17 protein-coding genes and 1 pseudogene are annotated in these 17,601 nt (G+C 64.0%); 11 read left to right on the forward strand and 7 right to left on the reverse strand.

The features are described from left to right. Window positions 1-32 precede the first annotated feature (32 nt). Complete coding sequence (icmF, locus tag EBN1_RS10505; protein WP_041647151.1) at window positions 33-3,320, forward strand: fused isobutyryl-CoA mutase/GTPase IcmF; 3,288 nt, start codon at window positions 33-35, stop codon at window positions 3,318-3,320. A gap of 166 nt (window positions 3,321-3,486) precedes the next feature. Here icmF and EBN1_RS10510 read toward each other — a convergent pair whose 3' ends face one another. The 3 genes from EBN1_RS10510 to EBN1_RS10520 all read right to left on the reverse strand — a co-directional run bounded on the left by EBN1_RS10510 (window position 3,487) and on the right by EBN1_RS10520 (window position 5,772). Next, window positions 3,487-4,866 carry an IS110-like element ISAzo22 family transposase gene (locus EBN1_RS10510; protein WP_011236947.1) on the reverse strand — a complete coding sequence of 460 codons (1,380 nt, stop codon included), beginning with the start codon at window positions 4,864-4,866 and terminating at the stop codon, window positions 3,487-3,489. Window positions 4,867-5,170: 304 nt separating this feature from the next. After that, complete coding sequence (locus EBN1_RS10515; RefSeq protein WP_011237941.1) at window positions 5,171-5,455, reverse strand: helix-turn-helix domain-containing protein; 285 nt, start codon at window positions 5,453-5,455, stop codon at window positions 5,171-5,173. Then, on the reverse strand, window positions 5,452-5,772 hold the full coding sequence (locus EBN1_RS10520; protein WP_041647153.1) for a type II toxin-antitoxin system RelE/ParE family toxin: 321 nt from the start codon (window positions 5,770-5,772) through the stop codon (window positions 5,452-5,454). The genes EBN1_RS10515 and EBN1_RS10520 overlap by 4 nt, the downstream gene beginning before the upstream one ends. A 21-nt stretch (window positions 5,773-5,793) precedes the next feature. Between EBN1_RS10520 and EBN1_RS10525 the strand changes: the two genes are divergently transcribed. The 4 genes and pseudogenes from EBN1_RS10525 to EBN1_RS10540 all read left to right on the forward strand — a co-directional run bounded on the left by EBN1_RS10525 (window position 5,794) and on the right by EBN1_RS10540 (window position 7,081). Then, window positions 5,794-6,099 carry a hypothetical protein gene (locus EBN1_RS10525; RefSeq protein ID WP_241762721.1) on the forward strand — a complete coding sequence of 102 codons (306 nt, stop codon included), beginning with the start codon at window positions 5,794-5,796 and terminating at the stop codon, window positions 6,097-6,099. Continuing rightward, window positions 6,063-6,359: pseudogene (locus tag EBN1_RS10530) on the forward strand (methylmalonyl-CoA mutase family protein); the annotation flags it as partial. The gene EBN1_RS10525 and the pseudogene EBN1_RS10530, both read left to right, overlap by 37 nt. A 123-nt stretch (window positions 6,360-6,482) precedes the next feature. Continuing rightward, complete coding sequence (locus EBN1_RS10535) at window positions 6,483-6,698, forward strand: hypothetical protein (RefSeq protein ID WP_157866606.1); 216 nt, start codon at window positions 6,483-6,485, stop codon at window positions 6,696-6,698. After that, a complete protein-coding gene (locus EBN1_RS10540) occupies window positions 6,698-7,081 on the forward strand; it encodes a type II toxin-antitoxin system VapC family toxin (protein WP_041646194.1) in 384 nt (127 codons plus the stop codon). The genes EBN1_RS10535 and EBN1_RS10540 overlap by 1 nt, the downstream gene beginning before the upstream one ends. Before the next feature lie 3 nt (window positions 7,082-7,084). On the opposite strand, the gene EBN1_RS10545 is transcribed toward EBN1_RS10540, so the two are convergent. After that, complete coding sequence (locus tag EBN1_RS10545; protein WP_041646196.1) at window positions 7,085-7,489, reverse strand: transcriptional regulator; 405 nt, start codon at window positions 7,487-7,489, stop codon at window positions 7,085-7,087. 276 nt (window positions 7,490-7,765) lie between these two features. Here EBN1_RS10545 and EBN1_RS10550 point away from each other — a divergent pair, with 276 nt between their 5' ends. The 5 genes from EBN1_RS10550 (at window position 7,766) to EBN1_RS10570 (ending at window position 12,633) form a co-directional block, all read left to right on the forward strand. Then, window positions 7,766-7,933, forward strand: coding sequence for a hypothetical protein (locus tag EBN1_RS10550; RefSeq protein WP_197531808.1), 168 nt, complete (start codon window positions 7,766-7,768; stop codon window positions 7,931-7,933). A 266-nt stretch (window positions 7,934-8,199) separates the two neighbouring features. Continuing rightward, window positions 8,200-9,720, forward strand: coding sequence for an IS21-like element ISAzo12 family transposase (gene istA, locus EBN1_RS10555; protein ID WP_011235976.1), 1,521 nt, complete (start codon window positions 8,200-8,202; stop codon window positions 9,718-9,720). A 12-nt stretch (window positions 9,721-9,732) separates the two neighbouring features. Then, entirely contained in the window at window positions 9,733-10,521 is a 789-nt protein-coding gene (istB, locus tag EBN1_RS10560) for an IS21-like element ISAzo12 family helper ATPase IstB (RefSeq protein ID WP_011235977.1), read from the forward strand. A gap of 453 nt (window positions 10,522-10,974) precedes the next feature. Further along, on the forward strand, window positions 10,975-11,229 hold the full coding sequence (locus EBN1_RS10565; protein WP_041646197.1) for a hypothetical protein: 255 nt from the start codon (window positions 10,975-10,977) through the stop codon (window positions 11,227-11,229). Between the two features lie 294 nt (window positions 11,230-11,523). After that, entirely contained in the window at window positions 11,524-12,633 is a 1,110-nt protein-coding gene (locus EBN1_RS10570) for a molecular chaperone DnaJ (protein WP_011237948.1), read from the forward strand. A gap of 68 nt (window positions 12,634-12,701) precedes the next feature. On the opposite strand, the gene EBN1_RS10575 is transcribed toward EBN1_RS10570, so the two are convergent. The 3 genes from EBN1_RS10575 to EBN1_RS10585 all read right to left on the reverse strand — a co-directional run bounded on the left by EBN1_RS10575 (window position 12,702) and on the right by EBN1_RS10585 (window position 16,252). After that, the gene (locus EBN1_RS10575; RefSeq protein ID WP_011237949.1) at window positions 12,702-14,582 is read right to left on the reverse strand and encodes a bifunctional diguanylate cyclase/phosphodiesterase; all 1,881 of its coding nucleotides are present in this window, start codon (window positions 14,580-14,582) and stop codon (window positions 12,702-12,704) included. A 254-nt stretch (window positions 14,583-14,836) separates the two neighbouring features. Further along, entirely contained in the window at window positions 14,837-15,475 is a 639-nt protein-coding gene (locus tag EBN1_RS10580; protein WP_011237950.1) for a DedA family protein, read from the reverse strand. Between the two features lie 72 nt (window positions 15,476-15,547). Further along, a complete protein-coding gene (locus EBN1_RS10585) occupies window positions 15,548-16,252 on the reverse strand; it encodes a hypothetical protein (RefSeq protein ID WP_011237951.1) in 705 nt (234 codons plus the stop codon). Window positions 16,253-16,426: 174 nt separating this feature from the next. On the opposite strand from EBN1_RS10585, the gene EBN1_RS10590 reads away from it, so the two are divergent. Then, window positions 16,427-17,593, forward strand: coding sequence for a CaiB/BaiF CoA transferase family protein (locus tag EBN1_RS10590; RefSeq protein ID WP_011237952.1), 1,167 nt, complete (start codon window positions 16,427-16,429; stop codon window positions 17,591-17,593). The last annotated feature ends 8 nt before the right edge of the window (window positions 17,594-17,601 follow it).

A 17,601-nucleotide genomic window follows, 5' to 3' on the forward strand; every position in this document is an offset into this window, starting at 1 on the left:
ACGGCATCATCGGACATCACGTGGAAAACGACATGACCAACCTCAGCGAAGCCAAGAAGCTCGTCAACTACAAGCCGAAGAACAAGGTCCGTTTCGTGACTGCCGCGGCGCTCTTCGACGGCCATGACGCGTCGATCAACATCATGCGTCGGATCCTCCAGTCGACCGGCTCCGAAGTGATCCACCTCGGCCACAACCGCTCGGTCGGCGAGATCGTCAACGCCGCGCTGCAGGAAGACGTGCAGGGCATCGCGATCACGTCGTACCAAGGTGGCCACGTCGAGTTCTTCAAGTACATGATCGACCTGTTGAAGGCGAACGGCGGCGAGAACATCAAGGTGTTCGGCGGCGGCGGGGGCGTGATCGTGCCGTCGGAAATCCGCGAGCTGCACGACTACGGCGTCACACGCGTGTATTCGCCGGAAGACGGCGCGATGCTCGGCCTGCAGGGGATGATCAACGACGTCGTCGAGCGCTCGGACTTCGACCTCACCGCGGTTGCGCCGCAGTCGGCCGAGGACGTCGTCAAGCAGCTGACGACCGGCGAACGCGCCGCTCGGCAGCGCGCCCTGTCGCGCATCATCACCGCGCTCGAAAACGGCGCGTACGGCGACGACGTCCGGAAGGCGCTTGTCGAGGCTGCGGCGAAGCTGAAGACGCCGGCGCTCGGCATCACCGGCACCGGCGGCGCGGGCAAGAGCTCGCTGACCGACGAACTCGTGCGCCGTTTCCGCCTCGACCACAACGACAAGCTCAAGCTCGCGATCGTGTCGATCGACCCGTCGCGCAAGCGCACCGGCGGCGCGCTGCTCGGTGACCGCATCCGCATGAACGCGATCGAGCACGAGAACATCTTCATGCGCTCGCTGGCGACGCGTGAAACCGGTTCCGAGATCTCGGCCGCGCTGCCCGAAGTCATCGCCGCGACGAAGCTCGTCGGCTTCGACCTCGTCGTCGTCGAGACTTCCGGCATCGGCCAGGGCAATGCGGCCATCGTGCCGTACGTCGACCTGTCGCTGTACGTGATGACTCCGGAATTCGGCGCGGCGAGCCAGCTCGAGAAGATCGACATGCTCGACTTCGCCGACTTCGTCGCAATCAACAAGTTCGACCGCAAGGGCGCCGACGACGCGCTGCGCGACGTGCGCAAGCAGTACCAGCGCAACCGCGAGCTGTTCAGCCAGCCCACCGACGCGATGCCGGTGTTCGGCACGATGGCCGCGCGCTTCAATGACGATGGCGTCACCGCGCTGTATCAGGCGATGTTTCCGAAGCTCGTCGAGAAGGGCCTGAAGGCCAAGCCAGGCGTGCTGCCCGTCGTCGCCACGAAGGCGTCGAGCCACGGCCGCGCGATCGTTCCGGCCGAGCGCACGCGCTACCTCGCCGAGATCGCCGACACTGTCCGCGACTACCACAAGCACGTCGAGCAGCAGGCGAAGATCGCGCGCGAACGCCAGTCGCTGAAGATCGCGAAGGCGCTGTTCGAGCAGTGCGGCAAGGACGCCGGCTCGCAGGTCACTTTCGACGAACTGATCGACTGGAAGAACGGCGAACTGACGCCGACGGCAAAGAAGCTGCTCGAAATGTGGCCGAAGACGAAGGAGCTCTACGCGGCCGACGAATACATCGTGAAGATCCGCGACAAGGAGATCCGCACCAAGCTGACGACGGAGTCGCTGTCCGGCAGCAAGATCCGCAAGGTCGCGGTGCCGAACTTCGACGACGACGGCGAGTCGCTGCGCTTCCTGATGAAGGAGAACGTCCCCGGCTCGTTCCCTTACACCGCGGGCGTGTTCGCCTTCAAGCGCGAGGGCGAGGACCCGACGCGGATGTTCGCCGGTGAAGGCGACGCGTTCCGCACGAACCGCCGCTTCAAGAAAGTCTCCGAAGGCATGCCGGCGCACCGCCTGTCGACGGCGTTCGACTCCGTGACGCTATACGGCTGCGACCCCGACGTGCGCCCGGACATCTACGGCAAGATCGGCAACTCCGGCGTGTCGATCGCGACGCTCGACGACATGAAGGTGCTGTACGACGGCTTCGACCTCGTGGCGCCTTCGACCTCGGTGTCGATGACGATCAACGGCCCGGCGCCGATCATCCTCGCGTTCTTCTTCAACACTGCGATGGACCAGCAGGTCGCGAAGTTCCGCGCCGACAATGGCCGCGAGCCGACCGAGACCGAATTCCAGAAGATCAAGGAATGGACGCTGTCGTCGGTGCGCGGCACGGTGCAGGCCGACATCCTCAAGGAAGACCAGGGCCAGAACACCTGCATCTTCTCGACGGAATTCGCGCTGAAGATGATGGGCGACATCCAGGAATACTTCGTCCATCACAAGGTGCAGAACTTCTACTCGGTGTCGATCTCCGGCTACCACATCGCCGAAGCCGGCGCGAATCCGATCTCGCAGCTCGCCTTCACGCTGTCGAATGGCTTCACCTACGTCGAGTCCTACCTCGCGCGTGGCATGCATATCGACGACTTCGCGCCGAACCTGTCGTTCTTCTTCTCGAACGGCATGGACCCGGAATACTCGGTGATCGGCCGCGTCGCCCGCCGCATCTGGGCCGTCGCGATGAAGAACAAGTACGGCGCGAACGAGAGGAGCCAGAAACTCAAGTACCACGTGCAGACGTCGGGACGGTCACTCCACGCGCAGGAGATGGACTTCAACGACATCCGTACGACGCTGCAGGCGCTGATCGCGATCTACGACAATTGCAACTCGCTGCACACCAACGCGTACGACGAGGCGATCACGACGCCGACCGAGGAGTCGGTGCGGCGCGCGATGGCGATCCAGCTGATCATCAACCGCGAATGGGGCCTGGCGAAGAACGAGAACCCGAACCAGGGCGCCTTCATCATCGATGAGCTCACGGACCTCGTCGAAGAGGCGGTGCTTAAGGAGTTCGAGGCGATCGCGGCGCGCGGCGGCGTGCTCGGCGCGATGGAGACCGGCTACCAGCGAGGCAAGATCCAGGAGGAGTCGCTGTACTACGAGCACAAGAAGCACGACGGCTCGTATCCGATCATCGGCGTCAACACCTTCCTGAACCCGAAGGGCCAGGCGCAGCAGGAAATCGAACTCGCGCGCTCGACCGACGAGGAGAAGCAGGGCCAGCTCGCGCGTCTCGCCGACTTCCAGGCGCGCAACGCCGCGGAAGCGCCGAAGTGGCTTGCGAAGCTGCGCCAGACCGTCATCGAGAACGGCAACGTGTTCGAAGTGCTCGTCGACGCGGTGCGCTACTGCTCGCTCGGCCAGATCACGTCGGCGCTGTACGAGGTTGGGGGGCAGTACCGGCGCAGCATGTAAGCGGACCGCGGTCCGGCTGAAAGACAAAACGGCGCTTCGGCGCCGTTTTGCTGTCCGGAATTATTAACCCGGCAACGAAATACCGTTCGGGCTGAGCTCTCAAGAAACAGTAATTTTCGCATCTTGATTCAATGGGTTAAAAATGTGCAGCGAGGAACGATCGGCATTATGGTTGAGCGGGAACAGCCTGCGGCGAGAGGGTCAGGCCGAGCTCCTGGGCGCGCTTCTGCAGTGCTTTGATGGCGCGTTCGCGGTAGCGCGCTTCGTGCCTGGCCTGATCCTCCTTGACGTAGCTGGCCTGCCCGCTGAGCATCGCATGGACAATACGCGCGAGCTTATGCGCCACGGCGGTAATGGCCTTGGGCGAGCCCATGCGCAGGGCAAGCTTTCGGTAATAGGCCCCCATGGCGCAGCGCGAGCGCGACAAGCCCAGCGCGGCGAGTTTCAACGCCCGCGCGACACGGTTGGGGATTCGTTTGCTGGCGCCGGAGAGCTTCTTGTTGCCAGAAATCCGCGTGCCGGGGCACAGTCCCAGCCACGAGCAGAAATGCTTTGCCGTGGCGAAGCGGGTGAGCGAGCTCCCCAACTCCGAGAGGATCTTCAGGGCGGTGCCCACGTCGATGCCGGGCACTTCGGTCAAATCCACGCCGCACCAGTTCATCAGTGCCCGCCGTCCGTCGAAGGCCAGCGTGTTCTTGCGACGTCCCTTGTTCGCGTTCGCCTCCGGCCTCTTGTCGAAGACGCGCATCGCCTCAAGCCGCCCCTCGATCTCGGCGTCCAGCCGCGCAATCTGCTCGCTGGCAAAGTCATAGGCCTTGAGCTCGTGGGCAAGACTGAACAGATGCTCGCGGCTCCAACGCCCTTCGAGCGCCTTGGCAATCTGCTCGGTGCTGGCATGTACCCGGTAGTTCCTCAACTGCGCGAGGGCCATGCGGTCGCGCTCGCCGGCAACGATGGCGCGGATGATGTTCATGCCCGTCTCGCCGGTGATGTCGGTAATCACGTTGGTGAGTTGCACATTCATCTGGGTGAGCGCCTTTTGCATGCGCTGGGTATGCCGGGCGCGCTCATCGATGGTGATGTCGCGCAGCCGCGACATCTCGCGCAGCGCGCAAACCTGCTCATCCGGCCGATGCGCCTGACTCAGCAGTCCGAAGCTGTGCAGTTGTTGCAACCACTGGCAATCAAGCACGTCGGATTTGCGCGCCTTGACGTGGCGTACGCTTTTGGCATCGACCAGCCACACCTCAAAGCCACGCGCTTGCAGAAGCTCGTACAGCGCTATCCAATACACCCCCGTCGATTCGAGCGCGACGGTATCGATGCGGCACGCGCAAAGCCAATTGGCAACCGCGACCAGGTCTTCGGTGTGCGGTCCGAATTCGCGCACCGCGGGCTCGCCTTTGCCTACCCGATCAGGCGGCACCGCCACATAGTGGCTTGCCCCGCCGATGTCGATGCCGGCAGCGTTGGGATGCTTGATGCTCAACGGCTCGACCGGTGTGCCGTCAACTCCGCGTCGGGTCGGACCAACTCGTTGCGCCATGTTCTCTCCTTGAGTCAAGGTCGCTCGCGGACGTGGGCATGTCGATACGCTCAATCTCTCAATCGGGATGTCGGACAGACCCGCCGGTGGCCAGCACCAACGCGCCAGGGGACTCACCATACTCGCCGACGATGCCTCAACCATACTCAGAGGACGGGCTCCAGGGCACCAGTGCTCAGTCGGTCTTTGTCCACAAGCAACTCCCCGAACACTACCACCGCCCTGTTTCTTGCCAACGCCTTTCGACCATCGGGCGAATATCCCACTCAGGCCGAACGGAGAGATTTGAATGCCGCCTTAATAATCAGGCGACCGCAAGCTCGACCCGCCGGCCGGCCCGCGTGGCGAGCGTGACCAGCATATCGAGGCTGAACTTGTCGTACTTGCCACGCATCAGGTCCGACACGCGCGACTGCCCGATACCCAGCCGGCTTGCCGCCTGTACCTGCGTCCATCCCGCCTGCTCGATGGTTTCGCGCAGACGTGCGATCAATTCGGCGCGCATCGCCAGCAGCGCCGCTTCTTCGGGCGAGAACCCCAGATCGGCAAACACATTGCCACTCGATTCGACGATTGCTTCCTTGGTCATGTCCGGTCTCCGATCTGCTTGTACCGTCGTGCCGCCAGCTCGATATCCTGCTTCGGGGTCTTCTGCGTCTTCTTCTGGAAAGCGTGCAGTACGTATACCGCATCTTCAAACCTGGCGACGTAGATCACGCGCCACTCGCCGAGAACGTGCAGCCGTATTTCGTAAGCGCCCGGGCCGACGGCCAGCATTGGCTTGAAGTCGGTAGGCATCAGTCCGCGCTGCACTGCAAACAGCTCGAAGCCGGCTGCCCTGCGAGCGTCGGCGGGGAAATCCTGCAGATCGTCGAGGCTCGAACCGACGAAGCGTAGCGTCTTCATCTGACCAATTATCAAAGTAGTTTGATAATTGGTCAAGTCGCGGCCCGCAGCCATCTGGCCAGCCCCTACCTGCAGACGAACACGGCCGAGCTGGCCGGCTGGCTGGGTGACTATATCCGCGAACGCCTGTTTGGCCCAGGCTTCGAGGCGCTGGAGGATGAGAGCTGGCGGCTGTTGCTGCTGCAACCGGTGCTCGATCACATCGTCAAGGTGTTTGCGCTGGCGCTGGTCCAGGGCGAGGACCGCCGACTCGCCGGCGACATCGAAGTCTGCCACCGCAGCTTGTCGGAGGTGGGTACCCGATCATCGGCGTCAATACTTTCCTGAACCCGAAGGGCAGCGCGCAGCCGGAAATCGAACTCGCGCGCTCGACCGAGGAGGAGAAGCAGGGGCAGTTGAAGCGCCTCGCCGACTTCCAGGCGCGCAATGGCGCCGAAGCGCCGAAGTGGCTCGCGAAGCTGCGCCAGGCCGTCATCGAGGACGGCAACGTCTTCGAAGTGCTCGTCGATGCGGTGCGCTACTGCTCGCTCGGCCAGATCACGTCGGCGCTGTACGAGGTCGGCGGGCAGTACCGGCGCAGCATGTGAGGGGGAACTGCTCGGGCATCACGGAAACGGCGCCGCACGGCGCCGTTTTGCTGTCCGGTTGCGGCGGAGCCCTGTGCCTTACTACACTGAACGGGAACCGCAGGAGAAATGGCCATGGGGCACATGGAACTGATCCACAAGCTCGAATCCTTGCCGAGTGCGCAACGTACGGCGGTGATGCAATTGGTCGATGCCCTGTTCGCCGAGCGACGCCATGACGTCGGGCAGCTTGACGCTGCGATCACGGCGGCGCGGGGGTCATGGCCACGAAAAATGAGCGCTCAAGAAATCGACGCCGAAGTGAAGGCGATGCGCGACGAGTGGGACGAGCGCTGCTGATGTCCTGCGTCGTCGATACGAATCTGCTGATATATTTTCTTGCTGACGCCGTGGATGAGTCTGTTCTTCAGCGCATCGAGCAGGCATTGCGGGATCAGGCGCGCATCTCGGTGATCACCCGTATGGAGGTGCTGGGCTGGCGCGGCCACACTGACGACAGCCGCGCCCGCGCCCGTTTTCTGCTGGATCAACTAGACGAAATTGCCCTGACCTCGCCGGTCGTCGAGCGTGTCATCGAAATCCGCTCCAGTCTGGCCATCAAACTGCCCGACGCCATCATCGCTGCCAGCGCCCTGATTGAAAACCTTCCCTTGATGACCCCGAACATTGCCGACTTCAAACGGGTGCCCGGCCTTGTGCTGATGGATCCGTTCGCTGCCTGAGCTTTACGCCTGCGTCTTCTCCCCGTAGGCCAATACGAACGCCCGCATTACCTCGCACAGCAGCTTGCGCCTGTCCATCGGCAATTGCAGGTAGGCATCGAACAGCTGCCGCTCCTCGGCGCTGAAGCCTTCTTCCCAACGCGCCTTGCGCTCGCGCACCTGGCGAACCACGGTTTCGCCGAAGCGCAGGTACTGGGGTTCGACGCCGAGCCACTGCGCCAGCACCTGCAGCTTGTCCTGTCCGGGGACTGCTTCTCCCTTCAGCCAGCGGGTAACGGCCTGGTAGGTCACCGGACGTCCCCAGTAACGGGTATTGAACTCCTTTTCCAGCACGGCGGGGCGAGGCTCGTAGCCGGATGCCCGCATTGCGTCGGCAAGTCTCTGGGAGAAAGCGATTTTTTCATCCATGAACAGAAAGTTATGTTCGCAGATGGCAAGTGCTTACTTGTCTGTTGTATCGTCAACACAACAAATTGTTGTTAACGACGCAAAACAGAAAGTTCATGCCCAAGTCACTCCTCGAACAACTTCCCGAAATCGTCGCCAAGGGCCGGCAAGTCGCCGAAAAAATCCTGGAAAGTCTTGAGGGCCGGCACCGGGTCGGACTGCAGACGCGGGAGTGGGTGCTGCCCGCCCGGTGGGCTGGAAAAAGCATTCATCGAATGGGCAGGCGTCGATAGCACCGTGGAGGCTTTCTGCAAGATCATCGAGACCCGTCACGACTTTGCGCGACTGCGCTACGTCAAGGAGGACGGGCTGCCCGCGTTCTACTCGCCGGACTTCCTGGTGCGCTGCGCCGATGCGGTTTATCTGGTGGAAACCAAGGCCCAGGGGTGTCACCGATCGCCGTAATGGCGCCAAAGCGGGATCGGCGTAAAGGCGCCACGTGGTGATCGGCGTTATGGCGCCAGTGCCGGATCGGCGTAAAGGCGCCAGCCGGTGATCGCCGTATAGGCGCCAGCCGGTGATCGCCGTATAGGCGCCACCGCAAGATCGCCGTAAAGGCGCCAGGAGGCGGCGCCGAGAGGAAGAAGTCAGCGTTTCGAACGTCCACCCACCGGGCTTAACCTGCCGAGTTTTTTCGGCCGGAAGAGTCCATGAGCAAACGGAGGTTCGAGATGTATCAATACCGACAGGTCCTGGTGCGCATGCGCCAGGGAGACGCCGACCGCGACATCGAGCGCTCGGGGCTGATGGGGCGCAAGAAGCTCTCACGACTACGCAAGACCGCGCAGGATCACGACTGGCTGGCGGCGGAGCGTCCGCTCCCCGAGGACGCCGAGCTGGCGGCGGTGTTCCAGGAACGGCCGCTACCGGCGAGCTGCGTATCGAGTCTGGTCGATCACCGCGAGCGGATCACCGCATGGGTCGAGGCTGGCGTTGCCGGCACTGCGATTCATGCCGCATTGGTCAGGAACCACGGTTACGCGGGGAGCTACTCCTCGGTCCGCCGCCTGCTTCAGTCGATCGACGCGAGCACGCCGCCGGCCTCGACTTGTCGCCTCGATTTCGAAGCGGGTGAGGCCGGCCAGGTCGATTTCGGCGCCGGCCCGGTGATGACCGACGTGATGACTGGGGCCAGCTTCAAGACCTGGTTCTTCGTCATGACACTTGCCTGGAGTCGCCACCAGTACGTCGAGTTCGTCCGCGACCAGACGGTCGAGACCTGGCTGGCCTGCCACCGCAATGCGTTCCAGTGGTTCAACGGCGTCGTCGCCCGGGTCATCATCGACAACCCCAAGTGCGCGATCACCCGCGCCTGCACCCGCGACCCGCAGGTGCAGCGCGCCTACGCCGAGTGTGCCGAAGGATTCGGTTTCAGGATCTCCCCGTGTCCGCCGGCCGATCCCCGTAAAAAAGGGATCGTCGAGTCGGGAGTAAAATATGTCAAACGCAACTTTTTGCCGCTGCGCGAGTTCAGGAGCCTCGCCGACGCCAACCGGCAGGTGGCCGACTGGGTCATGGGCGAGGCCGGCAACCGCTGCCACGGGACGACGCGCGAGAAGCCGCTGACGCGCTTTGCCTCGGTCGAGAAGGCGCTCCTGCTGCCGCTGCCGACGGTGCCGCCGGTCCTGGCCACTTGGGTGAAGGTGACGGTCCATCCCGATACGCACGTCAAATTCGGACTCTGCCTCTACTCGGTGCCGTTCCGCCTCGTCGGGCAGGAACTGTGGCTACGGGCGACGCACACCTCGGTACAGGTGTTCCACGAGCACCAGCTCATCGCCAGTCATCCGCGGCTCAAGGATCCGGGGCGCCGCTCGACGGTGCGCGACCATCAGCCGCTCGAGGCGCAGGCCTATCAGCTGCGCGATCCGCAGTGGTGCCTCGAGGCCGCGACCCGGATCGGTTCGGCCTGCGCGGCGCTGATCGAGGCGCTCTTCGCCGACCGCGTCCTCGACAACCTGCGGGCCGCCCAGGGCATCGTCCGCCTGGCCAAGACCTACGGCAGCGCGCGCCTGGAGGCCGCCTGTGTCCGGGCGCTGTCCTTCGGCAGCCCGCGCTACCGCACGGTCAAGACGATCCTTGCCAAGGGGCTCGACCAACAGGCGGCGCAGAGCTCGTTCGATGCGCTGGCCGAGACCTATACCCGCGGCGGGCGCTTCTGCCGCGATACCAAATCCCTGCTGACCCACTAAAGGCGCATCATCATGAATCCGATTCCCGAACTCACTGCGTTCCTCAAGCAACTGCGCCTGTCCGGCATCCTCGATTCGCTCGATCTGCGGAACCGCCAGGCGATCGAGGGCAAACTCGCCTACACCGAATTCCTCTCCATCCTGATCGGCGACGAGGTCGCCCGGCGCGACCAGAAGAAGGTGGCGATGCGCCTGCGGCGCGCCAATTTCCGCGGCGAGAAGACGATCGAGGCGTTCGACTTCGACCGCCTGCCGAACCTCAATCGCAGCCTGATCCAGGATCTGGCGACCGGCCGCTACCTGAGCGAGAAGGTGGCCATCCTGATCGCCGGCCCGTGCGGCACGGGCAAGAGCCATCTGGCGCAGGCGCTCGGCCATTGCGCCGTGCGCCAGGGGCATGACGTCGTGTTCACGACGCAGACGCAACTCGTCGGCTCGCTGCACGCCGCGCGCGCCATCGGCAGCTTCGAGCGGCGCTTCCAGCAATTGGCTCGTGTGCCACTCCTGGTGATCGACGATTTTGGTCTGAAACCCCTTCGTCCACCGCACGACGAAGATTTCCACGACCTCGTCGCCGAGCGCTACGAGCGCGCATCAACGATCGTGACGAGCAACCTGGACTATGACGAATGGGGCGATGCCTTCCCGGCCAACCGCATGCTCGGCGCCGCCACCCTCGATCGGCTGCGGCATGGCGCCTACCGCGTCGTCCTCGACGGTGAGAGCTACCGCGCGCCGAAGCCATCGCCGGACTCGACCAGGGCGCCCGCGCGCTCGCCGGCGGCGGCCAAGGCGCGCTGAGGACGCCAGCCGTTTGCAGCGCCGTCCTCGGCGCTGCAAACCCCTTCAGCGGCGATCCCGCGGCCTCAACCCCCTGGGGCTCCGCCCCACACCCCGCGCTCGCCGCGGGGCAGCCGCCGGGGATGAAAAACATCCCTGGCACCTCCCCGGAGCATTGGCCACCCTCCACGGCGTCAAGGGGCTTTCGCGGCATAAACGGGCCGATGAAACCGGCCCATTTATTCCACGGTCCCCGTGACCCCGTTCCAGGCGAAAAGCCGGCCCCGCATCGTCCCGCTTTCGCCGGCGTCCGCCGGGTCCGTCCGCCCCTTTCTGAGCCTTCCATAACGCATATTTCGGTCCAATTCGACCCTTGCGCTTATGAGCGTTTTACCCCATCCTCCGCACCGTTCGAAACGCCACTTTCAAACCCCTCCAAGTGGCGCCATTACGCCGATCATGCCCGGCGCCTTTATGCCGATCCGTGACAAGGGGCAGGTGAGCACGCCGAACGTACAGCGCAAGCTGAAGGCGGCGACGGCCTGGTGCGAGCGCATCAACGGTCTGCCGCCGGCGAGTCGGGACGGGCGAAAGTGGCATTACGCGTTGCTCGCGGAACAAGTGCTGCGTGACTGGCGCACGCAGCGTGGTGCATTGGCGGAGCTGCTGAACTTCGCTCGTGTCAGGAGCAGCTTGTTGCCGGAGGGGCAGGGCAAGCTGACATTGTAGGTGAATGATGCCAAGGTAAAGAATCGTCCCGCCCACCGTATCTGCGCAGTCGCGCGTTGAAGAACAAGTACGGCGCGAGCGAGCGCAGCCAGAAGGTCGGGGGCAGTACCGGCGCAGCATGTGACCCCCCATAACACCGACTCCGGCTCAGGGCGGGGAGCCGGACCCCGCCCGGAAGGCCGGCTCCGGAAAGTTGTTGCGAAATGGGAGATGCCGTCGCGACGCCCAGAGGTTGACCCCCGAGATACGTGGCACCAGACTTCAAGGCTTTATCAGCCCTCCGGATTCCAGACCATGCTTTTCGACCCGTCCAGGCCTTCGATCGTCATCGCTGGCGACAAGGGCGTATCAGGAACCTTGACCCGTAACCAGAAAACTTTCAACCGCCTGATCAAGCAGACCGAACAGAAGCGTCAACGTCTGGCGGCGTGGGAAATACTCCTGCCGCGTTACCAGAAGAAGTACGCTGAAGAGCTTTTGCCCATTGAAGCCGAACTTGAAAGCCTGCAGTCGCAGATGGTGCGAAAGCTGGACCGGGCATATGGGGAGAAAGGCCTGACGCGCGCCGAGCGCAAGGTCCTGGCCGAATTTATCGCCAATCTGGCGGCACCGCTTCTCGAAAAGTCGGATGACCCGGAACTCAAGGAAATCTACAACCGGCACAGCGGGTCGGACTACGACGAGGATCTTGCAGCGGAAAAGCAGCAGATCAAGGAAATGTTCGAGGACATGATGGGCGTCGGGCTGGACGACGACATCGATTTCAGCGACCCCGAGTCCCTGTTGCGCCAAGTGCAGGAGAAAATGACCGAGCAGGCGGAAAAGGCGCGTGCCGAGCAGGCCTCACGCGCGGCGCGGCGCAAGAAAACGGCGAAGCAACTGGCACGCGAACAGGCGCAGGAAACCGAGGAAAAGGAGATCAGCGCCTCGATTCGCGACGTTTACCGCAAGCTCGCCAGCGCGCTGCACCCCGATCGTGAGCCGGACCTGGCCGAGCGCGAGCGCAAGAACCTGCTCATGCAGCGCGTCAACCGCGCTTATGAAAATCGGAATTTGCTGCAGCTCCTCGAACTGCAGCTGGAACTGGAGCACATCGACCCGGCCGACCTGGCCCAGATGAGCGAAGATCGTCTGAAGCGCTTCAATGCGATCCTGAAGGATCAGTCGAAGGAACTCGACATGGAGATCCTGGGTGTCGAACATGCGTTCACCCTGCGCTTCCAGGTCGATCCGCGGCAACCCCTGTCTCCCGAGAGCATGTTGTCCTTGCTCGACCTTCAGATCGTGCGGAAGAAGCAGACGTTCACGAGCATGGAAGAAGACTTTGCGAAGTTCGACGACCTCAAGGAAATCAAGGCGCTGCTCAAGGAGTTGAAGTTCATGCGGTTTGACGAAGGACTTTAACGGATGAGCTTCCGAGCGGGCGGGGCGCCAGAAAGAATTTCCCGCTCAGGAGCCCGGCCGGCCTGCCGTCAGTGAGAAATCGTCGGCGTTGCATCCCCCGCAGTGGGGCGGTGCCTCCACTGGCAATGCGCCTCCCAGTCGGCGAACTGTTCGGTCGGAATCGGAAAGCCGACAAAATGCCCTTGGGCGGTGTCGCAACCGAGCGCCCGCAGGCCGTCCCACTGCGCCTCGCTTTCGACGCCTTCGGCAACGACGCCGAGCCCGAGGTTGTGGCCGAGTTCGACCGTCGAGCGCACGATGACTGCGGAGCCGGCGTTCGTCAGCATGCTCGAGACGAAGGATTGGTCGATCTTCAGCGAGTCGACAGGCAGCTTCTGCAGGTAGCTGAGGCTCGAGTAGCCGGTGCCGAAATCGTCGATGAAGAGCTCGACACCCAGCGCCTTCAAGCGCTGGAGCGTCTTGAGCGCGCCGATCGGGTCTTCCATCAATGCGCTTTCAGTCAGTTCGAACTGGATCATCTCGGGCGGCATCGCCCACGTCGCGAACAGGCCCGAGATGCGGTCGACGAGGCGCGGGTCGCGCAGGTCCTGCGCCGATAGATTGACCGACAGCGGCTGGCGAATGTCCTGTTCGAACCACGTGTGGCTTTGGCGGAACGCGGTTTCGAGCACCCAGCGCGTCAGCGGCATGATCAGGCCGGCACGTTCGGCGAGCGTGATGAATTCGCCGGTCGCGATCATGCCGTGCTGCGCGTGCGGCCAGCGCACCAGTGCTTCCGCTCCGCATACTTCGCCGGACGAGATCGACACTTTCGGCTGGCAGTACAGCTGCAGTTCGTTCTTGTCGATCGCGCTGCGCAGGTCGCTCATCAGCGCGAGGCGACGCGTGCATTCCTGATCGGCGCTGCCTTGGTAGAGCGCGAATTTCGCGACGGTGCGTTTTGCCTGGACCGCAGCGATCTTCGCGCGGCGCAGGATTGCATCGGCGGTGTTGCCGTGGCCGGGAAACATCGCGATGCCGATGTGCGCGTGCGGGTCGACAGTCAGGGGGCCGAGCGGCACGGGGTCGCAGACTTCGCGCATGATCCTCTGCGCCAGCCGGATCGCGACTTCGGCGCTGGTGTTCGGCAGGGAGAGCGCGAATTCGTCTTCACCGGCGCGCGCGACCGCCCGTCCCTCGCCGGCAAGCTGCGACAGGCGTCTGGCCATCTCCTGCACCAGCAGGTCCGCCTCCTCGTAGCCGAGCGTGTCGCTGATCTCCTGGAAGTGCCCGATCTTGATGAGAAGCAGCGCGAGCGGGTTATGCGCAGTGTGCAGCGTCTCGATCGCACTCGTCAGCTCCTGCTGCAGCGACGTGCGGTTCGGCAGGTCGGTGAGCGAGTCGTAGAAGGCCATGCGCCGGATCGTTTCCTCGGCGCGCCGGTGCCCCTCGCGCACGCGCAGCGTCGCGATGCCGAACGAGAGATCCTCGGACATCTCGCCGAGCAGCTCGAGCTCGCGCGCGTCGAAGGCGTCGTGCTCGGCGGCGAAGATCGTCAGGTTGCCGATGGTCGCGCCGTCGAGGATCAGCGGGAACGCCGCGACCGAGCCGTAGCCGCGCTTGGCCACCTCGGACAGCGCCATCGGCAGGTGGGTCGCGATGACTGCGGTCGCATTGGGCGCCATCGCCGGCTTGCCGGTGCGCACAGCCTCCGCAGTCGGCCCGCCCTCGTCATCGGCCCAGGTGTAGTGGGCGACTTCGAAGAAACCATCTTCGAAGCCGTAATGGGCGATGGGGCGCAGGGTCTTGCCCTCGTCGTGCTGGGCGAAGCCGACCCATGCCATGCGGTAGCCGCCCTGCTCGACGATGACACGACACATCTCCTGCAGCAGGCTCGTTTCGTTCTCGGCCCGCAGCAGTGTCCGATTTCCGGCGCTCAGCGTGCGCAATGCACGTTCGGCATAATTCATGATCTTCCTTTTGTACCCGCGCCCTGGGGAGGCGCGGTTTCGCTGGATCCGATCGTGGCTGTCCCTCACGACGCTGCGATGGTTTGCCAGTGCGTCGTCCAACCGACAATAAGACCGCAGCTCTCGCAGATCGTGCCACCTCCTGTCTTCAGGGTAGTGCCCGGAATGTTCTGCCGCAACGACGGTAGATTGCCGGGTGCAGGGCGGCGCCAGAGGGCTGCGCGAGGGCGATCGCCAGGAGCGCCGGCCCCGCCTTACGCAGCCGAGCGTGATTTCCACGCGCCGATCGCGACCGGCACCAGCGACAGGACGATGATTGCGACGATGACGAACGTAAGGTTCTGCTTGATCCACGGCATGTTGCCGAACCAGTAGCCGGCGAACGTCAGCGATACGACCCATGACAGCGCGCCGATGACGTTGAAAAGCGTGAAACGTGCATACGTCATGCTGCCGATGCCGGCGACGAACGGGGCGAACGTGCGGAACAGCGGCAAAAAACGCGAGATGACGAGTGTCTTGCCACCGTGCTTCTCGTAGAAAAGGTGCGTCTTCATCAGCGCTGCCTTGTTGAAGAGGCGCGAGTTCTCCCACTGGAACACCTTTGGCCCGAAGTAGCGGCCGATGGCGTAGTTAACGGTGTTGCCGAGCACCGCGGCGATCGTCAGCGCGGCAATCAGCAGCCCGATGTCCATGCCGCCGACTGCCGCGAGCGCGCCGGCGACGAACAGCAGCGAGTCCCCGGGCAGGAACGGCGTGACGACGAAACCCGTCTCGCTGAAGATCACCGCGAACAGGATTGCGTAGATCCATATCCCGTAAGCCTGGACGAGCGCCTCCAGGTGCTTGTCGAGATGCATCACGATGTCGATGAGGAAGTTGATGATTTCCATGGGCGGGGGCGCATGCGCCGGTGGGTGAAGTGCGGGATTTTACCCGACGCGCCGGTCTCGCCCTACGGCGTTTCACCGGAGTCGCTCGGCGCGCCGGCACTCGAAAAATTCCCGCTCCGACAGCTTTTCCGCCGCCTCCCTTTCGCGCCGGGCATTGTCCGGGTGCCGCAGCGCCCTGGCCCTGTCTTTGCGGATCTGCAGACAGTGGTCCGATTCCGCCTTCCGCCGTAACTCGTTCTCGGCGGTAGCGTCGCGACGCCTCGCCGCCCGCTCGTCGTCGATGCGCTTCAGTTCGACCCGGCCCGCTTCGGTTCGCAAGCGCGCCCGCAGATCGTCGGGCTGGCTGTAGTCTCCCGCCGCCGGTTTTACTTCGAGCGGTGCTGAATCGGCCTCGCAGGGGATGCCGGAAAACACTGTCCTGCTGCCTTCCCGGCATTCGTAGACCTGCGCTTGGGCAGGTGTATGGAGCGCCAGCACGGCGGCGCCGAGGCATAGCGAAAGGAGATGGAGGGTGAATGGATGTTCCTGCACGGTCGTTCCGTTCGGGGGGCGCGTTCGGTCGGCCTCGTCGCTCGCTCGCCGGGGAGATCGCCCTTTGGCAAAACCCGATTCTAGCGATGGAAAACCATCAATGATATTCCATGAGGTTTTATTTTCGTGCGGTGTGACGTTGTGCACGGCTTGCGGCGCGGCCCTGAGGTCAGGCGTGCGCCTCGTCGTCGGCAAACCGGTCTCAACGAGCGCATGCTCCTGCATTGCAAGGTCGAGCAGGCCCAAGCGGGCCTCGATGCGGTGCTTGCGGCGAGGTGAGCTGCGTGCCCGGCAGCCTGGTCAAGAACGGCAAGGTCATCGATGACATGTGCGCGTGCGAGTGAGCATCGCGGTCCGGAACGAGCGCTGCGGCGGGCTAGAATGGTGCCTCCGATCCCTTTCCGGTGATACACGCAAAGCATGCGACCGAAACCCCTGCACGGCCTGCGAATCCTCGACCTCACGCGCCTTCTGCCCGGCCCGCTCGCGACCCAGCACCTGGCCGATTATGGCGCCGAAGTCATCAAGATCGAGGACACCTGCGCCGGCGATTACGCGCGCACGATGGGCGCGATGAACGGCGCGACGAGCTATTTCTACCAGGTCGTCAATCGCGGCAAGAAGAGCCTGCGCCTCGACCTCAAGAACGAGGCGGGGCGCGCGCTGTTCCTGCGCCTCGTGGCGAGCGCCGACGTCGTCGTCGAAGGCTTCCGCCCGGGCGTGATGGACAAGCTCGGCCTCGGCTACGCCACGCTCGCCGAGGCAAAACCGGCGATCGTCTACTGCAGCATCTCCGGCTACGGCCAGACCGGCCCGTACGCGCAGCGCGCCGGCCACGACATCAACTATCTGGGCTATTCCGGAGTGCTCGACCAGATCGGCGCGCCCGGAGGGCCGCCGGCGATCCCGAACCTGCAGATCGGCGACCTGCTCGGCGGCAGCCTGTCCGCGCTGCTCGGCCTGCTCGTCGCCGTCATCGACGCGAAGGCGACCGGGCGCGGCCGCCATGTGGACGTCGCGATGACCGACGCGGCGCTCGCCCATGCGATCTTTCCGCTCGTCGAAGTGCTCGCGCACGGCGGCGTGCGCCCGCGCGGCGAGGATCTGCTGACGGGCGGCGTGCCGTGCTACGGCGTGTACGAGACTGCCGACGGGCGCCACATGGCGGTCGGCGCGCTCGAGGAGAAGTTCTGGCTGCTGGTGTGCGACACGCTCGGCCGCCCGGACCTCAAAGCGGCCCACCTGGCGACAGGCACGGACGGGAGGCAGGCGCGCAATGAGGTCGCAGCGATCTTCCGCAGCCGCACGCAGGCCGAATGGGTGGACATCTTCGACGCCGTCGATTGCTGCGTGACGCCGGTGCTGCGGCTCGAGGAAAGCCTCGCGAACCCTCACATCATCGCGCGCGGCATGGTCGTTGAAGTCGGTGGTGTGCGCCAGTTCGCGCCGCCGGTCCGCCTGTCGGAGTTCGAGCCGGAAGCGGCGACGGCAGTGCCCGAGGCAGGCGGGAATAGTGATGAAATCCTTGCGGGACTCGGGCTCAATGCAGCGCAGATTGCGCGACTGCGAGCCGATGCCGTGATCTGACGCGGCCC

Origin of the sequence: Aromatoleum aromaticum EbN1 (genome assembly GCF_000025965.1) — a bacterium.
GTDB classification, from domain to species: Bacteria; Pseudomonadota; Gammaproteobacteria; order Burkholderiales; family Rhodocyclaceae; genus Aromatoleum; species Aromatoleum aromaticum.